Here is a 24,416-nt window from a genome sequence, read left to right on the forward strand (position 1 = left end):
CACGTCGTCCCTGAGCGTGATCCGGGCCACATTTCGCCCGGTCGGCGGCGGCTCGGTCAGGAGAGGTGGCAGATGTCGTTGACGAGGTGCACGGACGAGTTGCCATCCGGGTAGAACTCCACCACCGACAGCGACGCCAGGTCCAGGTGCAGCCGGAACAGCAGGCTGGGCCCCGCGTCGAGGCCCATGCGCAGGACCGTCTTGATGGGCGTCACGTGGCTGACGACCACGACCGTGCGGCCGGTGCACTGGTCGATCAGGTCGCGCAGCGCCTGGCCGACGCGCTCGTAAACGGCGTCGAAGCTCTCCCCGCCGGGCGGGGCGCACGACGAGTCGCGCAGCCAGCAGCGGTGCAGTTCGGGGTCGCGCTCCGCGGCTTCGGTGAAGGTCAGGCCCTCCCACGCGCCGAAGTCCGTCTCGATGAAGCCCGGGTGCGTGACGAACCGGGTACCCAGCGCGTCCGCCACCGCCTGCGCGGTCTGCTTCGTCCGCGTCAGGGGCGACGCGACGATCGGCGCCGCCTCGCCGTCCTCGCCGACGAGACCCGGCATCGCGGCCAGCCGCTTCGCCGCGGCGGCCGCCTGGCTCTGGCCGCGCTCGGTGAGCGGCACGTCACCGCGGCCCGAATAACGACGGTCGATCGACATCTCCGTCTGGCCGTGGCGCAGGAGCAGCACGCGGGTCGGCGTGCCGCGCGCGCCCGTCCACCCGGCCTTGGCGACGCGGTCGGCTTCCCCGGTCTCGGTGGTCTTGACCTGCGGCTCGGGCTTGGTGCCACCGGATTTGCCGGTGCCGCCGTCCATGGCGACGTTGGCCAGCCGGTCGGCGTGCGAGTTCTCTGCGCGCGGGATCCACATGTACGTGACACGGTCGAAGCGGTCCGCGAGTTCACGCGCGCGCTGCGCCAGCGGCTGCAGCGCGGCGTGCTTGATCTTCCACCGGCCGGACATCTGCTCGACGACCAGCTTCGAGTCCATCCGCACGTCCACAGTGGACGCGCCGAGCTCGGCGGCCGCGGTCAGGCCCGCGATGAGCCCGTTGTACTCGGCGACGTTGTTGGTCACCACGCCGAGGAACTCGTGGCGCTCGGCCAGCACCTCGCCGGTGCCCGCGTCCTTGACGACCGCGCCGTAGCCCGCCGGGCCCGGGTTGCCCCGGGATCCCCCGTCGGCCTCGACGACGACGCGGTCGGTCACAGGCCCGACTCCAGGGTGCGGACGAGGACCGCCCCGCAGTTCTCGCACTGCACGACGGTGTCCTCCGGCGTCGCCTTGATCTCGGCGATCGTGTTGCGGTCCAGCTCCAGCTGGCACGCGCCGCAGCGGCGGGCCCGCAACAGCGCGGCGCCGATGCCCTTGTGCGCGCGCACGCGCTCGTACAGCTTCAACAGCGGCTCGTCGAACCGCGGCACGAGCTTCGCGCGGTCCTCCTCGCGGCGGGCGCGGGTGGTGTCGAGGTCCTTGAACTCCTCGTCGCGGCGCGCGACCGCGGCGGCCACGGCCTCTTCGGCCTTGTCGACCTCGGCGCCGGTGCGCTGCGCGTCGAGTTCCAAAGCCTCGCGCTGCTCCATCAGCTCAAGCAGGTCGTCCTCGAGCGCGCTCTGGCGGCGGCCGAGGGTCTGCAGCTCGTGCTCGATGTCGGTCATCTGCTTGGCGTTGACCGACCCGGACTCCAGCAGCTTGCGGTCGCGGTCCTCGCGCGCCCGCACCGACTCGACCTCCTTCTCCTGCCGCGCGATCTCGCGGTCCAGGTCGGAGGCGGCGGTCTGCACGGACACCAGCGCGTCGCGCTTCTCCCGCGCGGTCTTCTCACCGGCTTCGATCTCGGCCAGCTCGGGCAGGGTGCGGCGGCGGTGCTCGGTGCGGGAGAGCTCGGCGTCCACCTTCGCGAGTTCGAGCAGCTGGCGCTGGACGGCGGGGTCGGCCTTCACGGTGCTCCTTGTTCGAGGGAGGGGTTCGGTGGAGGAATCGGGTGCGGGAGGGCTCAGCGGGCAGGGGTGGCGCGGACGGTCCACGGGTCGGTGCACCGCGTGGAGACGTGACTGACGACGTTACCCGCAAAGGCCGCGTCGACAAGGGCCGAGGCCTGCCCGCACCAGGGCCACTCGCTGGCCCAGTGCGTGACCCCGACCAGCGCGGGCACCGGGCCGGTGCCCGCGAGGTGCTCGCCGGCGGGGTGGTGGCGCAGATCGGCCGTGACGAACGCGTCGACGCCCGCCGCCTTCGCCCGCGCGAGGTAGGAGTCGCCCGCGCCGCCGGACACGGCGACGGTGCGGATCGGCCGCTCGGGGTCGCCCGCGCCGAGCACGCCGGGCACGGTGGCCGGCAACGCGTCGGCCACGCGCTGCACGAACGCCCCGAACGGCTCCGGTTCGGCCAGGTGCGCGAGCCGCCCCACGCCGGTGCGGCCGCCGGGTTCGTGCGGGTCGAGGGGGCCGTCGACCTCGAGGCCGAGGGCCTGCGCGAGCGCGTCGGACACGCCGGGGTCGGCTGAATCGGCGTTGGTGTGCGCGCAGTAGAGCGCGCGGCCGCCGCGGATCAGGCGGTGCACGAGGCCACCCTTCGCGGTGTCGGCCGGGACGCCGTGCACGCCGCGCAGCAGCAGCGGGTGGTGCGCGACGATCAGCTGCGCGCCCAGCTCTTCGGCTTCGGCCACCGTCTCCTCGACGGGGTCCACGCAGAACAGCACGCGCGTCACGGGCTCCGCCGGGTCCCCGCAGACGAGCCCGACGGCGTCCCAGCTCTCCGCGAGGTCCGGCGGGTAGCTGCGTTCGAGGACGTCGATGATCTCGGCTAGGGCGGGCACCACGGGATCCTCCCACGCCCGTTCTGCGAGACTGCCCACCGTGTCGCACGTCGTGTTCGTCTGCTCCGGCAACATCTGCCGCTCCCCGATGGCGGAGCTCGTGTTCCGCGCCAAGCTCGCCGAGGCCGGCCTCGAGGACTCCGTGACGGTCTCCAGCGCGGGGACCGGGCCGTGGCACGCGGGTGAGCCCGCGGACCGGCGGGCGCAGGCCACGCTCAAGGCCCACGGCTACCCGACGCAGCACGTCGCGTCGCAGGTCAACGACGCCGACCTCGAAGCCGATCTGCTGCTCGCCGCCGACGAGGGCCACCTGGACTTCCTGCGCGCCCGCGTCGAGGACCCCGCGCGCGTGCGGCTGCTGCGCGAGTTCGACCCGACCGCCAAGGTCGGCGCCGAGGTGCCCGACCCGTACTACGGCGACGGCGACGGGTTCGAGGACGTCCTGGCGATGATCGAACGCGCGGTGCCGGGGCTGCTCGAATGGGTCCGCGCGCACGGTTAGCGCCGGTTTGTCCCGCACGAAATCACAGGTGGGACAGGTCGCCGCGCACCCCGCGACGGTGACGGCCTAACGTGGAGGCGTGCGGTTGCGGTTTCTGCTCCGGCCCGGCTGGCTGGCACTGACGGTGGTGGTGTTCACCTTCGCCGTCTGCTGCTACACCCTCCTCGCGCCGTGGCAGTTCCGGCGCGACGCCGAGCAGTCGGCCCAGAACAACGCGCTGACCGCGTCGTTCACCGCGCAGCCGGTGCCCGTGACGCAGCTGCTGCCGGGTGGGGCGAAGCCGAACCAGAACACCGAATGGCACCTCGTCTCGCTCACGGGCACGTACCTGCCCTCGGCCGAGGTCGTCGCACGGCTGCGGACCGTGCAGGGCGAAGGCGCGTACGAGGTCCTCACGCCGCTGCGCGCGACCGACGGCACCGTCTACCTGGTCGACCGCGGTTACGTGCGGCTCGACGACCAGTCCGGCGTGCTCCCCTACGCCGCCGCGCCCGGCGGCCAGGTCACCGTGGTCGCGCGCGTGCGCAGCGACGAGGTCGACCCGAAGCACCGCGACGCGTTCTCCGACGCGTCGACGAAGGGCAAGCTGCAGAGCTACGTCGTCGACTCGCAGGTGGTGGCGCGCGCGTCCGGGCTGACGATCCGGCCCGGCTACTTCCAGCTCGACCAGAACCAGCCCGGCGTGCTCGGCGCGCTGCCGCTGCCGCAGCTGGACTCGGGGCCGTTCTTCTCGTACGCGCTGCAGTGGCTGGCCTTCGGCAGCATGGCGATCCTCGGCTGGCTGTACTTCACGATCCGGGAGCTCAAGCCGGGTGGCGCGCTGACCGCGGAGCAGCCGGAGCGCACGCGGCGCAAGTCCGTGGCCGAGATGCTGGCCGAGGACGAAGAAGAGGACGAGTTCACCCCGACCGCCTGAGTGGCCACCTGTTTTCGCCGGGAATTGGCCCTTCTGCGTAGCCACTTGCCCGACGGATACTCGGGGACATGCTGATCCACCCTTGGGACGCCGGGGACGACGCGGAATGGCGGCAGTGGCTGAAGGACCACGACTTCGGCCAGCTCGTGGCCGGCGGCCGGGGCCGCGACCTGCCGGTGGTCGTCCCGACGCACTTCCTCTTCGACGGCGAAGCCACGGTCTGGCTGCACCTCGCGCGGCCCAACCCGATCTGGCCGTTGCTGGAAGAGCACCCGCGGGCCCTGCTCACGGTGATCGGCGAGGACACCTACATCCCGTCGGACTGGAACACTGCCGATGACCCCGCGCTGGGCGTGCCCACGTCGTACTACGCCTCGGCCCAGCTGGCCTGCGACGTCCGGCTGGTCGACGACCCGGCGGAGAAGGCCGCGCTGCTCAACCGGCAGCTGGGCCACTTCGAACCGGGCGGCGGCCGGACGCCGGTCTCGTCCGTCGACGCACCGGACCGGCGGCTGCTGCCGGGCATCCGCGGGATCGAGCTGACCGTGACGTCGGTGCAGGCGAAGTTCAAGTACGGCGGCAACAAGACCCCCGCCGACCGGGAGCGGATCTCGGGCAAGCTGGCGGCCCGCGGCGGGCCGCTGGACGCCGCCGCGCTGGGGCACCTGCAGCGCAGGTCTTAAGCCTTCCTGGTCCGGCGCCGCCGGGCGCCGACGAGCACGGCTACGACCACCGACGTCGCACCCGCGAGCCAGCCGACCACGCGCGACAGCTCCACGGCCCGCGTCACGTGCCCGGCGTCCGGGTTCCGGCCGACACCCAGCACCGGCAGCTCGACCACGCCGTGCGGGTAGACCGTGCGCCCGCCGACGCGGATCTCCAGCGCGCCCGCGAACGCGGCTTCCACGCGGCCCGCGTTCGGGCTCGGGTGGGCGATCGTGTCGCGCCGCCACGCGCGCCACGCGCCGCCGGCGGACCCGCCGACGACAGGCGCGGCCAGGACCGTGAGCGCGGCCGCGATGCGCGTCGGCACGAGGTGGACGAGCTCGTCGAGCCGGACGACGAGCCAGTGGCCCGTGGAGCGGCGCGCGAGCACGCTGATCGTGCGCGAGGCGAGCAGCCCGGGCACGCCCGCGAGGGCACCCCACAGCAGCGGCGCGACGACCACTTCGGACGTGTTCTCGGCCAGGGTTTCCACCGACGCCCGGGAAAGCGCGATCATCCCGAGCCCGTCCGCGACGCGCGGGTCCAATTCGGACAGTGTGCCGCGCGCGGGTTCGAGGCGCCCCTCTTCGAGGTCGCGCGCGAGCTCCGTGCCCTGCGTCGCCAGGCCGGCCGCGCCGACGACCGCCCACGTCGTGACGGCCGTGGCCGCCGCCTGCACCACCGGGCGCCCGCGGCCCGCGCGTTCGGCGAGCAGGCCCGCCGCCACCGCGGCGCCCGCGATCCCGACGCCGGCCGGGCCGGAACCGGCGACCCGGTGGAACGCCGTGACGGGCGGACGGCGCCGCGGGTTGCCGAGCACACCGTCGGCCGCCAGGCCCAGCACCAAACCGATCGCGCGCGCCGCGCTCACCAGCAGCCCTCCGGGGAAGGGGAAGTGTTTTCGGCCGCGGATCAGCGGCTCACTGCCCGCCGAGGTTACTCGACACCGCCGCGGCGATTTCGTCGCGTGCCTGGTCCACGATGGCGCGCATGGCGGACTCGGCGCGGTCCGCGTCGCCGGCGTCGACGGCGGCGGCCACTTCCAGGTGCAGCGCGACGGCTTCGGGTTGTGGTTCCGGGGGCATCAGACCGTGGGACGTGCGCCCGGCCAGCACCTCGGCGACCACCGACGACAGCTGCGCGAACATCGGGTTGCCCGACGCGGTGAGCAGCAGGTCGTGGAACGCGATGTCGTGGCCGAGGAACGTGGTGAGGTCACGCGCCTTCGCCGTCTCCTCCAGCCGGCGGCCGAGCGCGCGCAGGCGGCCGCGGTCTTCCGGCGTCGCCCGCAGCGCCGCGAACCGGGCGGCAGACGGTTCGACGCCCGAACGCAGTTCGTTGAGCGTGCGCAGCGCCGCCGGGCGGCCCGCGCCGTCGAGCTGCCAGCGGATCAGGCGCGGGTCGTAGTGGTTCCAGTCGGCCGGATCGCGCACGATCACGCCGACGCGGCGCCGGCTCGTGGTGAGCCCCATCGTCTCGAGCACGCGGACGACCTCGCGCGCGACCGTGCGTGAGGCGCCGAAGCGTTCCTGCAGCTCGTCGGAGCGCAGCACGGAGCCCGGCGCCAGCTCGCCGTCGGCGATCGCGGCGCCCAGCAGGTCGAGGACTTCCTCGTGCCGGCCGCTCCCCATCCCGCCAACCTACCGGGCTGATTCGATTAAGTAGTACTTCTTCTTGAATAAGTACTACTTTTGAGATTCACTCTTCCGGACACAAGGAGGTGCGGGATGACCGTCATCGTCGTGATGGGCGTGTCCGGCTCGGGCAAGACGACGGTCGGCGAGGCGCTGGCGCAGCGGCTGGGCGTCGAGTACGCCGAGGCCGACGCGTTCCACCCGAAGGCCAACATCGAGAAGATGAGCGCCGGGCACCCGCTCACGGACGAGGACCGCGAGCCGTGGCTGCGGGCGATCGAGAAGTGGATCGCCGGGCACCAGCGGAGCGGCGGGGTCGTGTCGTCGTCCGCGCTCAAGCGCCGCTACCGCGACGAACTGCGCGAGGGCGGCAAGGTCTGGTTCCTGCACCTGCACGGTGAGCGCGACCTGCTTGCCGATCGCATCAAGAACCGCGAAGGCCACTTCTTTCCCGTGTCCCTGCTCGATTCCCAGCTCGCGGACCTCGAACCGCTGCAGCCCGACGAGCCGGGCCTCGTCCTCGAAATCACCGAACCTCCCGCCGACCTCGTCGAGGCGGCGCTCGTCGCGTTCCGGGAGCGTGCATGACCACCCTCGCCGCCGGCTGGACCGGCCACGACACCCGCCTGATCTTCGCGACGGTGCTCGCCATCGCCGTGATCGTCATCCTGATCAGCCGGCTCAAGCTGCACCCGCTGCTCGCGCTGACGATCGGTTCGGGCGTGCTCGGCATCGTCGCCGGCATGCCCGTGGACAAGCTGCTGAAGAGCTTCGAAACCGGCGTCGGCAGCACGGTCGCGTCGGTCGGCTTGCTCATCGCGTTCGGCGCGATGCTCGGCAAGCTGCTGGCCGATTCCGGGGGTGCGGACCGGATCGTCGACACGATCCTGGGGCGCGTGCACGGCAAGGGCCTGCCGTGGGCGATGGCACTGGTGGCCGCGCTGATCGGGTTGCCGATGTTCTTCGAAATCGGCCTCGTCATGCTGATCCCGGTGGTGCTGCTGGTCGCCAAGCGCAGCGGGAAACCCGTGCTGCTGCTGGGCATCCCGGCGCTCGCCGGCCTGTCGGTGCTCCACGGCCTGATCCCGCCGCACCCCGGACCGCTGGCCGCGGCGGGCGCGCTGGGCGCCAACGTCGGCATCACGCTCGCACTCGGTCTGCTCGTCGGCATCCCGACGGTGGTCGTCGCCGGCCCGCTGTTCAGCCACGTCGCCTCGCGGTGGGTGCCGGCCGCGGAGCCGCCGAAACGGCTCGTGCCCGAGTCGGAGAGCACCGAGGTCGACCACCGGCCCAGCTTCGGCATCACGCTGACGACGGTGCTGCTGCCCGTGGTGCTGATGCTGCTGAAGGCGCTCTCGGACATCCTGCTGGGCAAGGAGAACGCCGTCCGCCGCGTGCTCGACTTCGTCGGCGACCCGCTGGTGGCGCTGCTGCTCGCGGTCCTCGTCGGCATGGTCACCCTGGGCCGGCCGGCGGGGCTGCACCGCACGAAGCTGTCGACGATCATCAGCGAGTCGCTCGCGCCGATCGCGGGCATCATGCTGATCGTCGCCGCGGGCGGTGGCTTCAAGCAGACGCTGGTGGACGCCGGTGTCGGCGACGTGATCACGAACCTCTCCACCGGCGCCCACCTGTCGCCGCTGCTGCTCGGCTGGCTCGTCGCCGTCGCGATCCGCCTCGCGACCGGCTCCGCGACCGTGGCCACCGTGTCCGCCGCGGGCATCGTCGCCCCGCTGGCCGCGACCCTCGACCCGACGCACAACGCCCTGCTGGTCCTCGCCATCGGCGCCGGCTCGCTGTTCCTGTCGCACGTGAACGACGCCGGGTTCTGGCTGGTCAAGGAGTACTTCGGGATGTCGGTCGGGCAGACTCTGAAGACCTGGTCGGTGATGGAGACCGTGATCTCGGTGGTCGCGATCGTCCTCATCCTGCCGCTGGGGGCGCTGCTCTAGCCGGCTTGCGGAGTCCGGTACGGGTACGCGCCCCGCAGCGTCCAGGCCGGGTACTCCAGCGGCAGCGCGCTGACGGCGTCCAGCTCGGCGAGGTCCGCCTCGTCCAGCCGGACGTCGACGGCGGCGAGGTTCTCCCGCAGCTGCGCGGGGCGCTTCGCGCCGACGATCACGCTGGTGACGCCCGGCTGCGCGAGCACCCAGGCCAGCGCGGTCCGCGCGACGGTCGTTTCGTGCTTCCCGGCGATCTTGCGCAGGACGTCGACGATGTCGTAACCGCGTTCGCGGTCGATCGGCGGGTTGTCGGCCTGGGCGCGGCGCGCGGAGGCGTCGTGGCCGTCGCGGGTGAACTTGCCCGACAGGAAACCGCCGGCGAGCGGGCTGTAGACGAGCAGCCCGAGGTTCGCGTCGCGGACCAGCGGCAAGAGCTCGCGTTCGAGGTCGCGGCCGACGAGCGAGTAGTAGGCCTGGAGCGAGACGAACCGCGGGTAGCCGCGCAGGTCGGCCACGCCCAGCGCCTGGGCGAGCTGCCACGCGAACGTGTTCGACGCGCCGACGTAGCGGACCTTGCCCTGGCGGACGGCGTCGTCGAGGGCCGAGAGGGTCTCCTCGATCGGCGTCAGGTGGTCGTGGGCGTGGATCTGGTAGAGGTCGATGTGGTCGGTGCCCAGGCGCCGCAGGCTGTCTTCGAGCGCGTTCATCAGGTGCACGCGGGAAAGGCCGACGTCGTTGGGGCCGGGTCCCATGCGGGAGTAGGCCTTCGTGGCGAGGACGACGTCGCGGCGCCGGCCCTTGAGGATCTTGCCGAGGAACTCCTCGGTCTCCCCGCCCGCGTACATGTCGGCGGTGTCGACGAGGTTCACGCCTTCGTCGAGGGCCATGCCGACCAGCTCGTCGGCCGCCTTCAGGTCCAGGCCGCCGATCACGTCCCACGGCGGGGTGCCGGCACCGCCGAACGTCATCGTGCCCAGTGCGATCCTGGACACGAAAGTTCCGGTGGCCCCGAGTTGTTGGTACTGCACGGTGATTCCTTTCGGTCTTGACTGTTCCCACGCTAGGAAGGGCGGTGGCCGCGGACCATGAGCGAACGTTCGGAGCTCGTGCTGGATCGTCCGGACCCGCTGTCGGACGCGCTGTCGATGGCGGCGATGCGCCCGTCCGACCCCGCGTCGCTGACGGCCGGCGGCGACTGGGCGGTGCGCTTCGGCGGCGCCGCGCACGCGAAGGTGATCACCGTGACCGCCGGGTCGGCGTGGCTGGTGCCGGAGGACGCGGCGCCGGTGCTGCTCGCGCCGGGTGACTGCTACGTCGTCGGCCGCGACGCCGCGTACGTGACGGCCAGCGCCCCCGACGTACCGCCGGTGGAGAGCCGCTCGCTGTTCGTGGGTTCGGCCGGCCGGGTGGGTTCTGCCGCGGACACGTCACTGGTCGGCGGCACGCTGGACTTCGCGGACCCGGCCGTGGCCGTGCTGCTGGAGGACCTGGGTTCGTCGGCCCGCATCGCGGACGCCCACACGGCGGCGGTGCTGAATTCGACCCTGCGGCTGCTGGCCTTCGAGACCTCCGCGGCGCAGCCCGGTGGCACCGTCATGCGGGAGCACTTGACGCAGATCCTGTCCCTGCAGGTCTTGCGATCGCTCCTGGGCGCGGCCGATGCGCCGGGCTGGCTGGGCGCGTTCCGCGACCCCGCCGTCGGCGCGGCGCTGACGGCGATGCACCGGCGCCCGGGCGAGGCGTGGACGGTGGCGCGGCTGGCCGCCGTGGCGGGGATGTCGCGGACGGTGTTCGCCACCCGCTTCAAGGCCCTCGTGGGCTTGGCGCCGATGGACTACCTGCTGCACCGCCGCATGACCGGGGCGGCCCGGGAGCTGGCCGACGGCAGGACCGTGGCGGCCGTCGCGGCGCGGTGGGGCTACGGCTCGGAAAGCGCGTTCAGCGCGGCGTTCAAGCGGGTCACCGGGCGTTCCCCGGCGAGCACACGCAGTCGCTGATTCGGACAAACGGCGCAACCTGGCGCTGTTCTGATTGACATGTGACCTTTTGGTCACCTATTCTCGCCGTGTGCACGACGACGACCTGGTCTTCAAGGCGCTGGCGGATCCCACCCGCCGGTTCCTGCTGGACCGGTTGTTCGAGCACGACGGCCAGACGCTGACGGAGCTGGAGTCCGAAGTGGACATGACCCGGTTCGGGGTCATGAAGCACCTGAAGCTGCTCGAGGAAGCCGGGCTGGTCGTCACGCGGAAGGAGGGGCGGGAGAAGCGGCACTTCCTGAATCCCGTGCCCATCAGGGAGATCCACGACCGGTGGATCGACAAGTACACCGAGCGCCACGTGTCGGCGCTGACGGAACTGAAGGCCGAACTGGAGAGGGAGCCACCGAAATGACCGAGACGAAGACCGTGCAGGTCAACCGCGTGTACATCCGCGCGACGCCGCAGACGATCTGGGACGCGATCACCAAGCCGGAGTGGACGCAGAAGTACGGGTACTCCGGCCTGGCCGAGTTCGACCTGCGCCGGGGCGGCAAGCACCGCACCAAGCCGACGCAGGAGTTCATCGACGCCGGGTTCACCAGCGACCTGCTCGACGGCGAGGTCCTGGAGTCCGACCCGCCCCGGCGGCTCGTGATCACGTGGAAGCTGCTGATGGACCCGAGTCTCGTCGCCGAGCCGTACACCACGCTGACCTACGACATCGAGGAGACCAAGACCGCGGGCACCAGACTCACGGTGACCCACGACGTCACCGGTGCGCCCGGCCACGAGGCCCTCGTGTCGGGTTCGCAGGAGAACGTCGACGCCGGCCCCGGCGAGAACGCTGGTGGCGGCTGGGCGTGGGTCCTGTCGGACCTCAAGTCCGTGCTGGAGACCGGCAAGGGCATCGCGGCGGCCTGACCGCGGCAGCGGCGGGCGGTGTCCACACGGGACACCGCCCGCCGTCGTCAGCTCCGCTGGGTCGCCGCCTTCAGCGCGGCCTTGGCCGCCGCCGGGGCGCCCAGTTCGTCCAACCCGAACAGCGCGGCGCCGACCACGGGGTTCACGTCGACCACCCGCACCTCCGCCCGCGGCGCCACCTTCAGGCAGCGCCGCTCGATCTCGGCGATCACCGCGGGGCCGACCCCCGTCAGCACTCCCCCGCCGAGGATGATCTCGGGCGCGCCCCCGGCCAGGTCCAGCCGCCGCAGGATCACCGCGGCGAACACGCTGACCTCCTCCACGAACCGCGTCACGACCTGCTGCGCGACCTCGTCCCCGTCGGCGGCGACGGCGAACAGCAGCGGGCACAAGCCGTGGATCCGGGCGGAGTCGATCTCCTTGAAGTGCAGGCCCTGCACGACGTCGAACACCCGCGGCACCCCGAAGAACCCGCTGACCGCCGCCTGCAGCGCCGTCGACGGGCCACGGCCGTCCTCGGCGCGCACCGCCCACCAGAGGGCCTCCTCGCCGAGGCGGTAGCCACCGCCCCAGTCGCCGGAGATCTTGCCCAGCGCGGGAAAGCGGCGCACGCGCCCGTCCGGGCCGACGCCGGCGCCGTTGATCCCGGCGCCGCACACCACCGCCACCCCCGTGCCGTCGGAGCTGCCGGCGCGCAGCAGGGCGAGCACGTCGTTGCCCACGTGCAGGGTCGAACTCCAGCCGCGGGCGGACAACGCCTCGTGCAGCGCGGCTTCCTCCCGGGGAAAGTCGAGCCCCGCGAGGTAAGCCGACGTGTGGACGCCGAACGGCCGCGTCGAGGGCAAGCCCGCCGAGGTGAGCGCCGCCAGCACCAACGTCTCCAATGCGGCGACGCACCCGGCGACGCCGATGTTCTGCGGCGACGCGCCGGGGCCGCGCGCTTCGGCGAGCACGGCACCCTCGCGCGACACCACGAGCACCTCGGTCTTGCTGTTCCCCCCGTCGATGGCCACGACGGCGGGAGCGGCCGGGTCGCTCATGCGCTCGCCCACGGCAGGAAGTGGCGGTTGCGGGCCACGAGCTCGTCCGCCAGCTGGTCGGCCTTGCTGTACTGGCCGATCAGCGGGTGGGCCAGCAGCGCGTCGGCCACGCGGTCACGCCCGCCCTTCACCGCGGCTTCCAGCGCCAGGAACTCGTACGCCGTCACCGCCGCGATCAGGCCGGCGAACCGCGGCTCCACCGCGTGCTGCGGGATCGCCCGCGCCCCGGAAGAATCCACAGTGGACGACACCTCGATCACGGCGTCGTCCGGCAAGAAGCCGAACGTGCCGTCGTTGCGGACGTTCACCACGTGCTCCTCGGCCGGCCCGTCGCCGGTGAGCGCGTGCACGAGCTGCACCGCGGCTTCCGAGTAGTAGGCGCCGCCGCGCTTCTCGAGCGACTCCGGTTTGGTGACCTGCTCCGGGTCGAGGTAGATCTTGAGCAGCTCCTCCTCGACGTCGCTCACGACCTCGGCGCGGGGCCGTTCCGTGAGCTGCTTGGCCACCTGCGCGTCGTGCGCGTAGTAGTACTTCAGGTAGTACGACGGCACGGCGTTCATCCGCCGCAGCCACTCGACGGGCGCGGTCACCTCCGCACCCAGGTACTCGGCGTGGCGCTGCAGCAGCTCGGGCAGCCGGTCGACGCCGTCGACGAGCACACCGCGTTCCCAGCTCAGGTGGTTGAGTCCGGTGTGGACGAGCCGCACGGCCTCGGTCGAAGCACCCAGCAGCTTCGCGAACTTGCGCTGCAGGTTGATCGCGACGTTGCACAGCCCGACCGCGCGGTGACCCTCCTGCAGCAGCGCGCGCGTGACGATGCCGACGGGGTTGGTGAAGTTCACGATCCACGTGTCGGCACCCGCGACCTTGCGCACCCGCTCGGCGATGTCGAGCACCACCGGCACCGTCCGCAACGCCTTCGCGAGCCCGCCCGCGCCCGTCGTCTCCTGGCCGAGGCAACCGCAGACGTGCGGGAACGTCTCGTCGGACGCGCGCGCCTTCTGCCCGCCCACGCGCAGCTGGATGAGCACGGCCGACGCGCCGTCGACGCCCTCTTCGAGGCTCGCGGTGGTGCGCACGCGGGCCGGGTGCCCGGCGTGGTCGAGCAACCGCTGGCTGAACCCGCCGACCGTCTCCACGCGGTAGGCGTCGGGGTCGATCAGCACGATCTCGTCGACGTCCAACGTGGACCGCCGCCCGGCGATGCCGTCGACCAGCTCCGGCGTGTAGGTGGACCCGCCACCGACGACTGCCAGCTTCATCCCTTGACTCCCGTGAACGTGATGCCCTTGACGAACGACTTCTGCGCGAACACGAACAGCACGATCACCGGCGCCATGATCAGCGCGGTCGCGGCCATCGTGAGGTTCCACTCCACGTGGTGCATACCGCGGAACGAGGCGATGGCCAGCGACAGCGGCCAGTGCTCCTGGTTCTCGCCGGTGTAGAGCAGCGGTCCGAAGTAGTCGTTCCAGGTGAACAGGAAACAGAACATCGCGGTGGCCGCGATCCCCGGTTTGGCCATGGGCAGCAGCACCCTCGTCATGGCCCGGAACTCGGTGCAGCCGTCGATCTTCGCCGCCTCCAGGTAATCCTTGGGGATGGTGAGGAAAAACTGGCGCAGCAGGAAGATCGAGAACGCGTCGAAGAAGAAGTACGGCACGATCAGCGGAACGAGGGTGCCGGTGAGCCCCATCCGCACCCACAGGTCGTACAGCGGCACGACCGTGACCTGCGGCGGCAGCATCATCGCGGCCACCGTGAGCATGAAGAACAGGTTCTGGCCGCGCCACTTCAGCTTCGCCAGCCCGTAGGCCGCGGGGATGGCCGAAACGAGCGCGCCGACGGTCGCCAGCGCCGAGTAGAGCAGGCTGTTGCCGAAGTACTCCAGCAGCGGCGCGCGGCGGAACACCTCGACGAAGTTCTCGAAGTGCCACTCCGTGGGCCACAGGCTCGACGACATCGCCTGGTCGCTCTTCATCACCGCGGTCAGGAACACGAACAGCAACGGCAGCACGAAGATCACACCGAGCGCGATCCCGATCGCGTGGGTCGCGATGAACCCGAGCCGCTTGTCCCAGCGGCGCCTGAACCGCACCCGCGGTGGCGCCGGAGCCGGCGCGGGAGCCGAAATGGTGGTCATGCGCCCACTCCGTTCTTGCGGGACACCCGCACCCGGTCGGGGCCATGAACAGGCTGGCGCGAGTGTATGTTCATGCCCCCTCCTCCTGGTGTTGGCTCTTGCGCAACTGCCGCACGAGAACCCACGTGAACCCGGCGGACACGATGAACAACAGCACGGCCATCGCCGCCGCGTAGCCCATGTTGAAGTAGCGGAAACCCTGCACGTACAACCAGATCGGGTAGGTCAGCGTCGAGTTCTCCGGCGCGCCGATGAGCTTCGAGTTGCCGGCCACGTCGGCCGTGCCCGCCGAAGCGGACGCGGCGACGATCGCCTGGGTGAAGAACTGCAGCGCGTAGATCATCGAGTTGACCACGCCGAACAACAGCACCGGCGAGATCGACGGCAGCGTCACGTGCCAGAACCGGCGGATCGGGCCGGCGCCGTCGAGTTCGGCCGCCTCGTACTGTTCGACCGGCACGTCGAGCAGCGCCGCGAGGATGATGATCATCAGTTCGCCCGAACCCCACAGCGCCAGCAGGGTGAGCGACGGCTTCGCCATCGCGGGGCTGTTGAACCACAACCCGCCGTCGACGCCGACGAGGTGCAGGAACCGGTTCACCGGGCCGAACTGCGGGTTGAACACGAAGACGAACGCGAGCGTCGCCGCGGCCGGCGGGGCGAGCGTGGGCAGGTAGCACAGCGTGCGGACCAGGCCGACACCCGACTTCAGCCGCGAGATCACCGACGCGACCCCGAGCGAGAACAGCACCCGGCAGATCGTCAGCACGATCACGAGCCACAACGTGTTGTACGCGGCGGTCTTCACCAGCGGCTCGCTGGTGAACATGCGCACGTAGTTGTCGAAGCCGATCCACTGTGGAGGGTTGATCAGGTCGTAGCGGGTGAACGAGTAGTAGACGGTGGCGATGAGCGGGTACCCGAAGAAGATCAGAAACCCCAGTGTCGCCGGTGCCATGAAGTAGAACACCGTGCGACGGCGCTTGGCCCGGGCCGACCCCGCCCGCACCTTGGCGGGTGCGGACGGGGTCTTGGCTTCGAGTACCGACGTCATCCGCCGGCGCCCTTCTGCGCCAGTTCGTCGTTCACCTGGGCGTCGACCTGTTTCAGGCCGGCGTCGAGATCCGGCACGGAACCGGCCTGCCACTTCTCGGCGAAGTCGTTGACCGCCTTGAGGAACGCGTCGCCGATCGGCGTCGACGGGTTGGCGACCAGCTTGCCGCTGCCGTAGATGTCGAGGAAGGTCTTGAACTGCGGCGGCACGTCGAGCTTCGGCGAGGTGAGCGATGCGGTGGTGCTGGGCACGTTCTTGAGGCCGTTGGCCATGTCCACGAGCGTGTCGGTGTCGAGCGTGACCTGCTTGATCAGCTCCCACGCGGCGCCGGGGTTCTTGGCGCCCTTGGGGATCGCGATGATCGTGCCGGTGGCGAAGCCGGCGCCGTAGTGGTCGGCCATGCTGTCCAGCACCGGGGCGGGCGCGGTGGCGTAGTTCAGGGTCGGGGTCTGGTCCTTGACGAACGCGGTGCGGAACTCACCGTCGTACATCATGGCCAGCTTGCCCTTCTGGAAGCCGTTGTCGGCGGAGTACTCGTCACCGAGGCCGGCCTTGAACTTCTCGACCTTGTCGTGGCCGCCGTAGAAGTCGATGAGCTTCTTCTGGAACTCGAACATCGCCTTCCAGCCGGGGCTGGACGAGATCGACGACTTGCCGTCCGGACCGATGAACTGCGCGCCGAAGTTCGGGGCCCAGTACTGCGCCTGGTTGGCGTAGAACGGCATCGACGGGATGAAGCCCATCGTCTTGATCGAGCCGTCGGCGTTGAACTCGGTGAGCTTCTTGGCGTCCTCGAACAGCTCGGTCGTGGTCTTCGGCGGCGAGCTGATGCCGTGCGCCGCGAACATGTCCTTGTTGTAGTAGAGGCCGTAGACGTCGGCGAGCATCGGCATGGCGCAGCGCTTGCCCTGGTACGACGTGTAGTTGCGAACCGCTTCGGGGATCTGGTTCACGTCGATCTTGTCGCGGTCGAGGTAGGGCTTGAGGTCCTGGAAGCTGCCGGTGGAGCACCAGGCGCCGAGGTTGTCGGTGTAGAAGGAGATGGCCACGTCGGGCGGGTTGCCGCCGCGGATCGACTGCGTGAGCTTGTCGTCGTCCTGGTTGCCCTCGTGGTTGATCGTGATGTTGGGGTACTTGGCCTTCAGCTTGTTCAGCGCGGCCGTGACGACGCCGTACTCGCGATCGGTGAACTTGCTGTAGACGGTGAGGGTGAGCTTGTCGTCCTTGTTCGGCGGCGCCGCGGCGTCGCCCGAGCCGCTCGGCGCGGCCGCGCCGCAGGCCGTGGTCACCAGCAGCGTGGCGGCCGCCGCGGCGGACAGCAGCAGAGAACCGCGCCTTCGCGCGATCCTGCGGACGCGGGTCGTGGGGGCCATGACCCTCCTCCTCGTGGGGTGGTTACTCGGTCGGGGACGGGGCTGAGCTCGGGAGTGCCGCGGAAGGCGCTCCCGCTGTGCCCTCCGGGGGTCGGCGCGACCCGCGGAGCGTGGGGGTGACGACGCCGAAGACGTCTTCACGGGCGGTGGCGAGCGCGGACTGCAACGCGCCCGCCCGCACGGCGTTGCCCTGCACCGAAGCCAGCGCGACGGGCGTGCGCGGCAGGACGAGCGCGTGCAGCTGCTCGGCGACGGTGGCGGCGAACTCCTCGCCACCGGCCCGGCTGGTGTCGCCCGACAGCAGGATGAGCTGCGGGTCGGCGACGGCGACCAGGCTCGCCAGTCCCCCGGCGACGCGGCGGGCGACGTCGTCGAGAAACGCTTGGTGGCCTTGGCTTCTCGCCTCGGCGACGGCGGCGGGGCCGGTCTCGGCGGCGAGGCCGTGGGCCTTCGCCAGCCGCGTGAGGCCCGGCGAGTCGACGAGGTTGCCGAACCGCGCGCCGGCCTCGGGCCAGCGGTCGCCGGTGTCCACAGTGGCCGGATCGGGGACGCGCATCCAGTCGATCTCGCCCCCGCCGCCGGTCGCACCGCGCAGCAGCCGCCGCCCGATGACGACGGCGCCACCGACGCCATCCGAGAGCCAGACCATCACGAAGTCGTCGACGTCCTGGGCCTTCCCGGCCGTCATCTCCTCGACGGCCACGAGGTTCACGTCGTTCTCGATGGTCACGGCGATGCCGAGCTCTTCGCTGAGTTTCGCGGGGACGTCGAACCCGAGCCAGCCGGGGATGTGCGGCGCGGAGGACAGCAGACCGGTGCGCGGGTCGAACGCGCCCTGCGCGCCGATGACGACGTGGGCCAGGTCGCCGAGCTCGAGGCCGGCTTTCCGGGTGACGTGCTTGAGCGCCTTGCCGAAGGTGCCGATCACGTCGGCGTTTTCGTGGACGGGCAGCCGCACTTGGTACTCCGCGCCGACCGTGCCCGCCACGTCGGCGATCACGAAGTCCGCGACGTGCGGCGTGAGGTCCACGGCGGCGACGTGCGCGAGGCTGCCGTTCACGGCCCACAACTGCGCGCGCGGTCCACGCCCGCCGCCCGCGCGCTCACCCGCCTTGCCCACCAGGTTGTCCTGCTCCAGGCGCGTCAGCAGCTGCGCCGTCGCCGGCTTCGACAGCCCGATGACCACTTCGAGTTCGCCCCGCGTGAGCGGCCCGCTGCGCAGCAACGCCTCGATGGCCGCGCGGTCGTTGATCTCGCGCAACATCCTCGGGCTTCCGGCGCGCACTCGCGGCCCCTTAATTAGGATACTTTACAGACGGTTTCGGGCGACTGTAGTGAGCGAGGCCACATCGCGTCAATGGGTGCGTGGAACGAGCGGGTAACGCTTGGCGTCGCGGAGGTTTCCGGCAGCGCGCTGCGTAGCCGGTCGTGCGCACACGGTGCCGCTCCGAACGGAGCACCCGGAAACGACGAAGGCCCTCCCCGCAACGGGAAGGGCCCTCATCACCTGCGAAAAGTCACTCCTCGGCGTCGGCCCACGCCTTCAGCATCACGCGGGCGATCGACGAGTTGCCAGGCAGCAGGATCTGCGCCGCGCCGTCCGCGATCGGGGTGGAGACGTCGGTGCCGCTGTTGCGGAAGGCCTCCCGCAATTCGGCTCGCGAGACCCACAGCGCTTCTTCGATCTCGCCGTCCGCGGGCACCAGCGGCTGCGAACGGGACGCCCGGGCGGTGAAGCCCAGCATGATCGAGCGCGGGAACGGCCACGGCTGGCTGCCGAGGTAGCGGATGTCCGTCACGTCGACCCCCACCTCCTCGCCGATCTCGCGGGAGACGCAGCCCTCCAGGGATTCGCCGGCTTCGACGAAGCCGGCGAGCACCGAGTAGCGGCCGGGGGGCCAGATCGGCTGGCGCGCCAGCAGCACGTGGGACCCGTTGACCCCGTCTTCGTCGTGGACCAGGCAGATCACCGCCGGGTCGGTGCGGGGGTACTCCTCGTGGCCCTTGGCCTCGCACTTGCTGGCCCAGCCGAAGTGGACCAGGTTCGTGGGCGAGCCGTCGCGGGTGCAGAAACGGGCCTGGCGCCGCCAGTGGCGCAGCGCCTGCGCGGTGGTGAACAAGCCGGCCGACGTGTCGTCCAGCTGATCGCCGTAACCGCGCAGCTCGACCCAGATCTCGCCGTCCACGCGGGGCACTTCTTCGACGACACCCCAGCTGCCGGCCATCTTCACGGTGTCCGCGTCGCCCTCGGCGCGGCCGGGCAGCGACCAGTAGTCCGTGTCCTCCCACTCGCCGAGGAACACCGCGTCGGCCGGGGGTTCCGAGCCGAAGTCGACGGCCTTGCGGGTGGCCAGCGCCGAACCGCCCTCGGAGACCGGGGTGCGGCCCGCGTCGTCGAGCAGCACGACGCGGGCCTCGGACCACTTCTCGAGGAGCCGCTCCGGGTTGGTGCGCAACGCCTCCTGCCGGTCCACAGTGGACCGCGACAGCGTCGGCAGGGCACCGAGTGCGAACGGGACGGTCATCAGGCCGGCTCGCCCGGCTCGGACCCGACGGTCACCTCGCCCAGCGCGGTCAGCTTCGGCGCCAGCACCTCGGCGTCACCGACGACCACGCCGGTGAACCGCTTGGGCGCGAAGAAGTCCAGCGCCGCCTGGGCAACCTGCTCCTCCGTGACCGCCGCCAGCCGCGCCGGGTGCTCCTGCAGCCACTCGACGCCGAGGCCCGTGGACGCCAGCGCCAGCAGCTGCCCGGCCAGGCCCGACTGCGACGAGGTCGACGTGACCAGCGAGCCGATCGCGTACTGGCGCACCGATTCGACCTCTTCGGCCGTCGGCGGTACGAGCGCGAGACGGCCCAGTTCGTAGCGGGTCTCCAGCAGCGCCGCCGCGGTCACCTCGTTGGCGGTGTCGGCGTCGACGTTCACCACGGCGTTCTGCCCGGTGAACTCGAACCCCGAGTGAGCGCCGTAGGTGTACCCCTTGTCCTCGCGGATGTTCTCGACCAGCCGCGACGAGAAGTACCCGCCGAACGCCAGGTTCGCCAGCTGCAGCGCCGGGTACCGCGGGTCGGTGCGCGTCACCGTCTGCGCCGAGAGGCGGATCTGCGACTGCACGGCGCCGGCGCGCGGCACCAGCAGCACGGAACCGCCGGCCAGCTCCGGCAGCGCCGGGAGCACCACGGCGGAGCGGTCCGAGGCCCAGCCGCCGAGCGCGCGCTCCAGCTCGGCCGGCACGGCCTGCGGGTCGATGTCGCCGGCCACCACGAGCACGGAACCGCGCGGCAGCACCGAAGCCGCGTGCAGCGCCCGCACCTGCTCCGGGGTGACCACGGCGACGTCGGCCGCCTCCGGGACCTCGCGGGTCACCGGGTGGTCGCCGTAGCGGTGCTTCTGCAGCGCCTCGCGCGCGATCGTGCGCGGCTGCGTCCGCGACACCGCGATGCGCTCGATCAGCCGCTCGCGTTCGCGGATCACCTCGGTGTCGCCGTAGGTGGCGCCGGTGAGCACGTCGCCGAGCACGTCGAGCAGCGTCGGGAGGCCGTCGGACAGCGCGGAACCGTTGACGTACAACCGTTCCGGGTCCACGCCCGCGCCGAGGTCACCACCGATCAGGGCCAGTTCGGCGTCGATCTCCACGCGGTCGCGCTTCGCCGTGCCGGTCAGCAGCGTCTCGGCCAGGACCTCCGCCGTGGCCGGGTGCAGCTTGTCGTCCCCCGCGAACGGGATCCACAGCCGCACCTCCACGAGCGGCACGGAAGCCTTGCGCACGGCCAGCACGCGCAGGCCGTTGCTCAGCGTCGTGTCCACGTGGGACAGTTCGGCGGCGGCGCGCTGCTCACCCAGTGCGGGCAGCGCGCGCGGGCCGGCGGCGGTGCGGCCGATCTCCTCCGCACTGCGGTGCGTAGCCGAGGTCACTGCTCGTCCATCCCTTCGGAGTTGGCGGGCTTCACGACGAGCACGGCGCGCGCGTCCGGGCGCAGCGCCTTCGCCGCGGCCGACACGGCTTCACCGGTGACCGCCGACATGCGGTCGGCCAGCCGGTGCATCAGCGACGCGTCGCCGTACAGCAGCTCGAACGCGCCGAACGCCAGCGTGCGCGACACCAGCCGGTCGTGTTCCGAGTGCAGGCTCGCGGCCCAGCGGGCCGTCACCTTCTTCAGCTCCTGCTCGTCCGGCGGCGTCGACGCGAGCTTCTCGAGCTCCTCGTCGAGCGCGGCCAGCACGCGCTCGCGCGCCACGTCCGGCGGGTGGATCGCGGTGATCGTGAACGTGTCGGGGTCGCGCGCCTCGAACGGGCCGAACAGCCCGGCGCCGGCGCCGATGTCGACGACCAGCGGCTCGCGGTGCACGAGGCGCTGCTGGAGGCGGGAGCCGTCACCGTCGGTGAGAACGCCGGCCAGCACGAGGTACGCGAGGTAACCGTCGAGGTCGTTGACGGGGTCGGGCATGCGGTAGCCCACGGCGAGCGCGGGCAGCGGCGCGTGCGGGTCCTCGTGCTCGCCGTGCAGCTCGGTCGTCGGCAGCGGTTCCGCGAACGACGGGCGGTTCGGCGCCGGCCGGTGCGGCACGTCGCCGAAGTGCTTCTGGATCAGCGCTTTCGCGTTCTCCACCTCGAAATCGCCGGCGACGGTGAGCACCGCGTTGGCCGGCGAGTAGTACGTGTCGAAGAACGCCGCGCAGTCGTCGAGCGTCGCGCCTTCGAGGTCTTCGAACGCCCCGTAGCCGTCGTGCGCGTTCGCGAACGTCGAGTACAGCACCGGCGGCAGGAGGATCCAGGGGAACCCGCCGTAGGGCCGGTTGCGCACGTTGAGGCGGATCTCCTCCTTGACGACCTCGATCTGGTTCGCCAGGTTCTCCGCGGTCAGCTTCGGCGCGCGCATGCGGTCGGCTTCGAGGAACAGCGCGCGCTCGAGGGCCGCCGAGGGCAGCACCTCGTAGTAGTCGGTGTAATCGGGGTGGGTGGACCCGTTGAAGGTCCCGCCGCTCGACTGCACGTGGCGGAAGTGGGCCAGCTTCTCCAGGCTTTCACTGCCCTGGAACATCAGGTGCTCGAAGAGGTGCGCGAAGCCCGTCAACCCCTCCGGCTCGGAACGGAAGCCCACGTCGTAGTGCACGCTGACCCCGACAACCGGCGCGGTCGGGTCCGGGGCGAGCACCACGCGCAGACCGTTGTCAATCGTGAAACGGTGAAGCTCGGGATCGGCCATGCCCCCACCCTACGCAGAGGCGGCGGCGCGTGGCTCGACTGGTGGTACCGCTCCCACGTGGTGTCGTGCCCCTCCGGCGGCCGCCACCAGCGCCGCGGTGAACGCCCTGGTGCGGGCGGCGTCGTCGCCGGCATCCGACCAGTACGCCTGCAGCGAACGCGCCGGGGCCGGCACGTCCAGCGCGAGCGCGTACGGGAGCGCGCGGGCGAAGAGCAGGTCGTCGGCGGGTTCCGCGGCGAGCAGTTCGGCGCGCAGACCGAGGAGCTGATCGCGCAGGTAGGTGCCGTTGGGCGTGCGCGGCGGCAGCCACGACGCGCCCAAGGCGAGCGCGGCTCCGGCGGCCAGCAGGACGAGGCCGAGCTGGGCGTAGCCGACGGTGAAAGAAAGCAGGACGGTGAGGAAAACCCCGTAGCAGCAGCCGCGCAGCCCCGCCCGGGTCAGCTGCGCCGGGCGACGCGAGAGCCAGCCGCGGTCCACGGCGTCAGCGTGCGGATCGGCGTCGACCGTGAACGGGGCGAGGCGCGCCGACTCCCCCGGCACGACCGTTTCGTAGACCGCGCGCTCGAACGGGGTCAGCTGCTCATCCGGCGGGTTGCGGCGGTGCAGGGTCGGCCCGTCGGTGACCCAGAGGTAGTTGCGGACGCAGAGGTCGAGCACGGTCGCGGCGGCGTCGACCGCGTCGGCGCGGCCGGTGAGCAGCACGCCGACGTGGCCGGGCAGCACGCCTTGCGGCGACGAGAAGTGCCCGTCCACCTCGAGCTGCACGGGCAACGCGGCCGCGCGGTCCCGGCGGCGCAGCACGACCAGCAGCGCGATCCCGGCGAGCAGCAGCACCGCCAGCGCGAGCCACGCGGCCACGACCGGGGTCGTCACGAGGAACGCGCCGGCCACGGTGCTCGCGGGCACCAGGTGCTCGTTCGCGGGCACGGTGCCGGCGGGCAACTCCGCGGTGAGCTCCACGCGATCGCCCGGGGCCAGCTTCGACACCGAGACGCGCGTGAGCCCCGAGTGGTCGAGCTGCGCGGCGCCGCACGGTGTGGCGGAGCCGGGCGGGCCGGCGAGGCAGGTGAGCGCGTCGGGCAGGTTCGGTGCGGCGAAGGTGGCGCGCAGGAGTTCGAGCCGGGTGTCCCAGCCGGCGGCGACGTCCCACGTCACGTGCTCGACGCCGAGCGTCCGCCCGACCACGCCGTCGACCGTGTAGCGCACGATCGAGGTGCCGCCGCGCAGGTCGAAGCTGACCTGGTCTTCGGTGGTGTCGGCGGTGCCGGCGCCCTCGATGCTCAGGTCGCGCACGGTGAGCACGCGGTCGTGGGCGCCGTCGGCGGAGGTGCGCAGCGGGAGGGTGCGGGTCATCGTCGTGCCGGCCGGGACCGACACGGCCTCGATGACGGACAGGCTGCCGTCGCGCTGCAGCTTGAGGGTGACTTCGGCGCTCTGCGGCAACCCGGGCAGGTCCTGCGCCTGCGCGGGCGTGGCGGTGAAGACGAGCGCCGGAATCGCGAGGAGGACGGCGAGCCTACGCACGGGCCAGCACCCGCTGCCGGGTTCCACGTCGGCGCTGCAGCCAGGTGGCCGCGGCGCCGGCCAGCAGCACGACCAGGGCGACGAGCGGGATTCCGGGCCCCTTCAGGAAATCGGCGACCGGCGAGACCGGGACGAACCGGGCGTTCCCGGCCAGCGCGCCCGGCGGGACCTGCACCACGAGGTCGACGCGGTCGCCGCCCCGGAGACCGTCCTGTTCGACGGTGGCGACGCCGTCGGCGCCCAGTTCGGAGAACGTGCAGTGCCGCGCCGAGCCGACGGCGCCGGCGAAGCAGTCCACTGTGGAGATGCCCGGCGCCCGCAGCCGGGCGGTGAGCGTGGTGAGGTCCTGGTCCCAGCCGCCGGTGACGGGCCACCGGACCTGGCCGCCGGCGGCGACCGCACCGTCCACTGTGTACGTCAGGGTGGCGTCACCGGTGTAGCTGGCGGTGACGCCGCCGGCGTCCTCGGCGAGGTGACCGGCGCCGGTTACCCGGGCGTCGCGGACGGTGTACACGCGGTTTTCGTCGTCGGTGACCGGTACGCGCAACGCGATCCGGTGCGTGGCCGGGGCCGTGATCGTCACGCGTTCGACGACCGTGACGGACCCGTCGGGCTGGGCGGTGGCGGTGGTGGTCACGCCGAGGGCCAGGGCGATCAGCACGGATG

General features: G+C 71.7%; 25 protein-coding genes. 8 read left to right on the forward strand and 17 right to left on the reverse strand.

Annotated features, from left to right (window positions below; all coding sequences use genetic code 11):
- Positions 1 to 56: 56 nt before the first annotated feature.
- The 3 genes from ACIA77_RS34535 to ACIA77_RS34545 are packed head-to-tail and all read right to left on the reverse strand — an operon-like array spanning position 57 to position 2,805.
- On the reverse strand, positions 57 to 1,196 hold the full coding sequence (locus ACIA77_RS34535) for a bifunctional RNase H/acid phosphatase (protein WP_395890245.1): 1,140 nt from the start codon (positions 1,194 to 1,196) through the stop codon (positions 57 to 59).
- Positions 1,193 to 1,930, reverse strand: coding sequence for a zinc ribbon domain-containing protein (locus ACIA77_RS34540; RefSeq protein WP_395890246.1), 738 nt, complete (start codon positions 1,928 to 1,930; stop codon positions 1,193 to 1,195). Before ACIA77_RS34540 ends, ACIA77_RS34535 begins: the two co-directional genes overlap by 4 nt.
- Positions 1,931 to 1,983: 53 nt before the next feature.
- Positions 1,984 to 2,805 carry a Nif3-like dinuclear metal center hexameric protein gene (locus tag ACIA77_RS34545; RefSeq protein ID WP_395890247.1) on the reverse strand — a complete coding sequence of 274 codons (822 nt, stop codon included), beginning with the start codon at positions 2,803 to 2,805 and terminating at the stop codon, positions 1,984 to 1,986.
- Between the two features lie 40 nt (positions 2,806 to 2,845).
- Here ACIA77_RS34545 and ACIA77_RS34550 point away from each other — a divergent pair, with 40 nt between their 5' ends.
- From ACIA77_RS34550 to ACIA77_RS34560, 3 genes are all read left to right on the forward strand, one after another.
- Entirely contained in the window at positions 2,846 to 3,307 is a 462-nt protein-coding gene (locus ACIA77_RS34550; protein WP_395890248.1) for a low molecular weight protein-tyrosine-phosphatase, read from the forward strand.
- A gap of 79 nt (positions 3,308 to 3,386) precedes the next feature.
- On the forward strand, positions 3,387 to 4,223 hold the full coding sequence (locus tag ACIA77_RS34555) for an SURF1 family protein (protein ID WP_395890249.1): 837 nt from the start codon (positions 3,387 to 3,389) through the stop codon (positions 4,221 to 4,223).
- Positions 4,224 to 4,291: 68 nt separating this feature from the next.
- Entirely contained in the window at positions 4,292 to 4,906 is a 615-nt protein-coding gene (locus ACIA77_RS34560) for an FMN-binding negative transcriptional regulator (protein ID WP_395890250.1), read from the forward strand.
- Here ACIA77_RS34560 and ACIA77_RS34565 read toward each other — a convergent pair.
- A complete protein-coding gene (locus ACIA77_RS34565; protein ID WP_395890251.1) occupies positions 4,903 to 5,799 on the reverse strand; it encodes a cobalamin biosynthesis protein in 897 nt (298 codons plus the stop codon). The genes ACIA77_RS34560 and ACIA77_RS34565 overlap by 4 nt on opposite strands.
- A gap of 49 nt (positions 5,800 to 5,848) precedes the next feature.
- Positions 5,849 to 6,559: a FadR/GntR family transcriptional regulator gene (locus tag ACIA77_RS34570; RefSeq protein WP_395890252.1), complete on the reverse strand. Its 711-nt coding sequence runs from the start codon at positions 6,557 to 6,559 to the stop codon at positions 5,849 to 5,851.
- Between the two features lie 96 nt (positions 6,560 to 6,655).
- On the opposite strand from ACIA77_RS34570, the gene ACIA77_RS34575 reads away from it, so the two are divergent.
- A complete protein-coding gene (locus ACIA77_RS34575) occupies positions 6,656 to 7,150 on the forward strand; it encodes a gluconokinase (RefSeq protein WP_395890253.1) in 495 nt (164 codons plus the stop codon).
- Positions 7,147 to 8,514, forward strand: coding sequence for a gluconate:H+ symporter (locus tag ACIA77_RS34580; protein WP_395890254.1), 1,368 nt, complete (start codon positions 7,147 to 7,149; stop codon positions 8,512 to 8,514). The genes ACIA77_RS34575 and ACIA77_RS34580 overlap by 4 nt, the downstream gene beginning before the upstream one ends.
- Here ACIA77_RS34580 and ACIA77_RS34585 read toward each other — a convergent pair.
- Positions 8,511 to 9,497: an aldo/keto reductase gene (locus ACIA77_RS34585; protein ID WP_395890255.1), complete on the reverse strand. Its 987-nt coding sequence runs from the start codon at positions 9,495 to 9,497 to the stop codon at positions 8,511 to 8,513. The genes ACIA77_RS34580 and ACIA77_RS34585 overlap by 4 nt on opposite strands.
- A gap of 93 nt (positions 9,498 to 9,590) precedes the next feature.
- On the opposite strand from ACIA77_RS34585, the gene ACIA77_RS34590 reads away from it, so the two are divergent.
- The 3 genes from ACIA77_RS34590 to ACIA77_RS34600 all read left to right on the forward strand — a co-directional run bounded on the left by ACIA77_RS34590 (position 9,591) and on the right by ACIA77_RS34600 (position 11,408).
- On the forward strand, positions 9,591 to 10,502 hold the full coding sequence (locus ACIA77_RS34590) for an AraC family transcriptional regulator (RefSeq protein WP_395890256.1): 912 nt from the start codon (positions 9,591 to 9,593) through the stop codon (positions 10,500 to 10,502).
- Positions 10,503 to 10,572: 70 nt separating this feature from the next.
- Positions 10,573 to 10,899 carry an ArsR/SmtB family transcription factor gene (locus tag ACIA77_RS34595; RefSeq protein ID WP_395890257.1) on the forward strand — a complete coding sequence of 109 codons (327 nt, stop codon included), beginning with the start codon at positions 10,573 to 10,575 and terminating at the stop codon, positions 10,897 to 10,899.
- Complete coding sequence (locus ACIA77_RS34600) at positions 10,896 to 11,408, forward strand: SRPBCC domain-containing protein (protein WP_395890258.1); 513 nt, start codon at positions 10,896 to 10,898, stop codon at positions 11,406 to 11,408. The genes ACIA77_RS34595 and ACIA77_RS34600 overlap by 4 nt, the downstream gene beginning before the upstream one ends.
- Before the next feature lie 47 nt (positions 11,409 to 11,455).
- On the opposite strand, the gene ACIA77_RS34605 is transcribed toward ACIA77_RS34600, so the two are convergent.
- The 11 genes from ACIA77_RS34605 to ACIA77_RS34655 form a co-directional block, all read right to left on the reverse strand.
- The gene (locus ACIA77_RS34605) at positions 11,456 to 12,448 is read right to left on the reverse strand and encodes an N-acetylglucosamine kinase (protein WP_395890259.1); all 993 of its coding nucleotides are present in this window, start codon (positions 12,446 to 12,448) and stop codon (positions 11,456 to 11,458) included.
- On the reverse strand, positions 12,445 to 13,710 hold the full coding sequence (locus ACIA77_RS34610) for a 6-phospho-beta-glucosidase (protein ID WP_395890260.1): 1,266 nt from the start codon (positions 13,708 to 13,710) through the stop codon (positions 12,445 to 12,447). Before ACIA77_RS34610 ends, ACIA77_RS34605 begins: the two co-directional genes overlap by 4 nt.
- Positions 13,707 to 14,591: a carbohydrate ABC transporter permease gene (locus ACIA77_RS34615; RefSeq protein ID WP_395890261.1), complete on the reverse strand. Its 885-nt coding sequence runs from the start codon at positions 14,589 to 14,591 to the stop codon at positions 13,707 to 13,709. The genes ACIA77_RS34610 and ACIA77_RS34615 overlap by 4 nt, the downstream gene beginning before the upstream one ends.
- 70 nt (positions 14,592 to 14,661) lie before the next feature.
- The gene (locus ACIA77_RS34620; RefSeq protein WP_395890262.1) at positions 14,662 to 15,645 is read right to left on the reverse strand and encodes a carbohydrate ABC transporter permease; all 984 of its coding nucleotides are present in this window, start codon (positions 15,643 to 15,645) and stop codon (positions 14,662 to 14,664) included.
- Entirely contained in the window at positions 15,642 to 17,018 is a 1,377-nt protein-coding gene (locus tag ACIA77_RS34625) for an extracellular solute-binding protein (protein ID WP_395890263.1), read from the reverse strand. Before ACIA77_RS34625 ends, ACIA77_RS34620 begins: the two co-directional genes overlap by 4 nt.
- 22 nt (positions 17,019 to 17,040) lie before the next feature.
- The gene (locus ACIA77_RS34630; RefSeq protein ID WP_395890333.1) at positions 17,041 to 18,282 is read right to left on the reverse strand and encodes an ROK family transcriptional regulator; all 1,242 of its coding nucleotides are present in this window, start codon (positions 18,280 to 18,282) and stop codon (positions 17,041 to 17,043) included.
- 253 nt (positions 18,283 to 18,535) lie between these two features.
- On the reverse strand, positions 18,536 to 19,543 hold the full coding sequence (gene nudC / locus ACIA77_RS34635; RefSeq protein WP_395890264.1) for an NAD(+) diphosphatase: 1,008 nt from the start codon (positions 19,541 to 19,543) through the stop codon (positions 18,536 to 18,538).
- Positions 19,543 to 20,934 carry a M16 family metallopeptidase gene (locus ACIA77_RS34640; protein WP_395890265.1) on the reverse strand — a complete coding sequence of 464 codons (1,392 nt, stop codon included), beginning with the start codon at positions 20,932 to 20,934 and terminating at the stop codon, positions 19,543 to 19,545. Before ACIA77_RS34640 ends, nudC begins: the two co-directional genes overlap by 1 nt.
- Positions 20,931 to 22,226, reverse strand: coding sequence for a M16 family metallopeptidase (locus ACIA77_RS34645; protein ID WP_395890266.1), 1,296 nt, complete (start codon positions 22,224 to 22,226; stop codon positions 20,931 to 20,933). The genes ACIA77_RS34640 and ACIA77_RS34645 overlap by 4 nt, the downstream gene beginning before the upstream one ends.
- A gap of 9 nt (positions 22,227 to 22,235) precedes the next feature.
- Positions 22,236 to 23,750, reverse strand: coding sequence for a DUF2207 family protein (locus ACIA77_RS34650; RefSeq protein ID WP_395890267.1), 1,515 nt, complete (start codon positions 23,748 to 23,750; stop codon positions 22,236 to 22,238).
- Entirely contained in the window at positions 23,743 to 24,411 is a 669-nt protein-coding gene (locus ACIA77_RS34655) for a DUF2207 domain-containing protein (RefSeq protein WP_395890268.1), read from the reverse strand. The genes ACIA77_RS34650 and ACIA77_RS34655 overlap by 8 nt, the downstream gene beginning before the upstream one ends.
- Between the last annotated feature and the right edge of the window lie 5 nt (positions 24,412 to 24,416).

The sequence above is a fragment of the Amycolatopsis sp. NPDC051903 genome, assembly GCF_044452505.1.
Lineage (GTDB): Bacteria > Actinomycetota > Actinomycetes > Mycobacteriales > Pseudonocardiaceae > Amycolatopsis.

Coding starts and splice junctions, on each gene's coding strand:
- ACIA77_RS34600 (WP_395890258.1), top strand. CDS start 10,896: ATGACCGAGACGAAGACCGTGCAGGTCAACCGCGTGTACATCCGCGCG.
- ACIA77_RS34625 (WP_395890263.1), bottom strand. CDS start 17,018: ATGGCCCCCACGACCCGCGTCCGCAGGATCGCGCGAAGGCGCGGTTCT.
- ACIA77_RS34570 (WP_395890252.1), bottom strand. CDS start 6,559: ATGGGGAGCGGCCGGCACGAGGAAGTCCTCGACCTGCTGGGCGCCGCG.
- ACIA77_RS34615 (WP_395890261.1), bottom strand. CDS start 14,591: ATGACCACCATTTCGGCTCCCGCGCCGGCTCCGGCGCCACCGCGGGTG.
- ACIA77_RS34575 (WP_395890253.1), top strand. CDS start 6,656: ATGACCGTCATCGTCGTGATGGGCGTGTCCGGCTCGGGCAAGACGACG.
- ACIA77_RS34610 (WP_395890260.1), bottom strand. CDS start 13,710: ATGAAGCTGGCAGTCGTCGGTGGCGGGTCCACCTACACGCCGGAGCTG.
- nudC (WP_395890264.1), bottom strand. CDS start 19,543: ATGACCGTCCCGTTCGCACTCGGTGCCCTGCCGACGCTGTCGCGGTCC.
- ACIA77_RS34590 (WP_395890256.1), top strand. CDS start 9,591: ATGAGCGAACGTTCGGAGCTCGTGCTGGATCGTCCGGACCCGCTGTCG.
- ACIA77_RS34580 (WP_395890254.1), top strand. CDS start 7,147: ATGACCACCCTCGCCGCCGGCTGGACCGGCCACGACACCCGCCTGATC.
- ACIA77_RS34605 (WP_395890259.1), bottom strand. CDS start 12,448: ATGAGCGACCCGGCCGCTCCCGCCGTCGTGGCCATCGACGGGGGGAAC.
- ACIA77_RS34560 (WP_395890250.1), top strand. CDS start 4,292: ATGCTGATCCACCCTTGGGACGCCGGGGACGACGCGGAATGGCGGCAG.
- ACIA77_RS34630 (WP_395890333.1), bottom strand. CDS start 18,282: ATGTTGCGCGAGATCAACGACCGCGCGGCCATCGAGGCGTTGCTGCGC.
- ACIA77_RS34620 (WP_395890262.1), bottom strand. CDS start 15,645: ATGACGTCGGTACTCGAAGCCAAGACCCCGTCCGCACCCGCCAAGGTG.
- ACIA77_RS34645 (WP_395890266.1), bottom strand. CDS start 22,226: ATGGCCGATCCCGAGCTTCACCGTTTCACGATTGACAACGGTCTGCGC.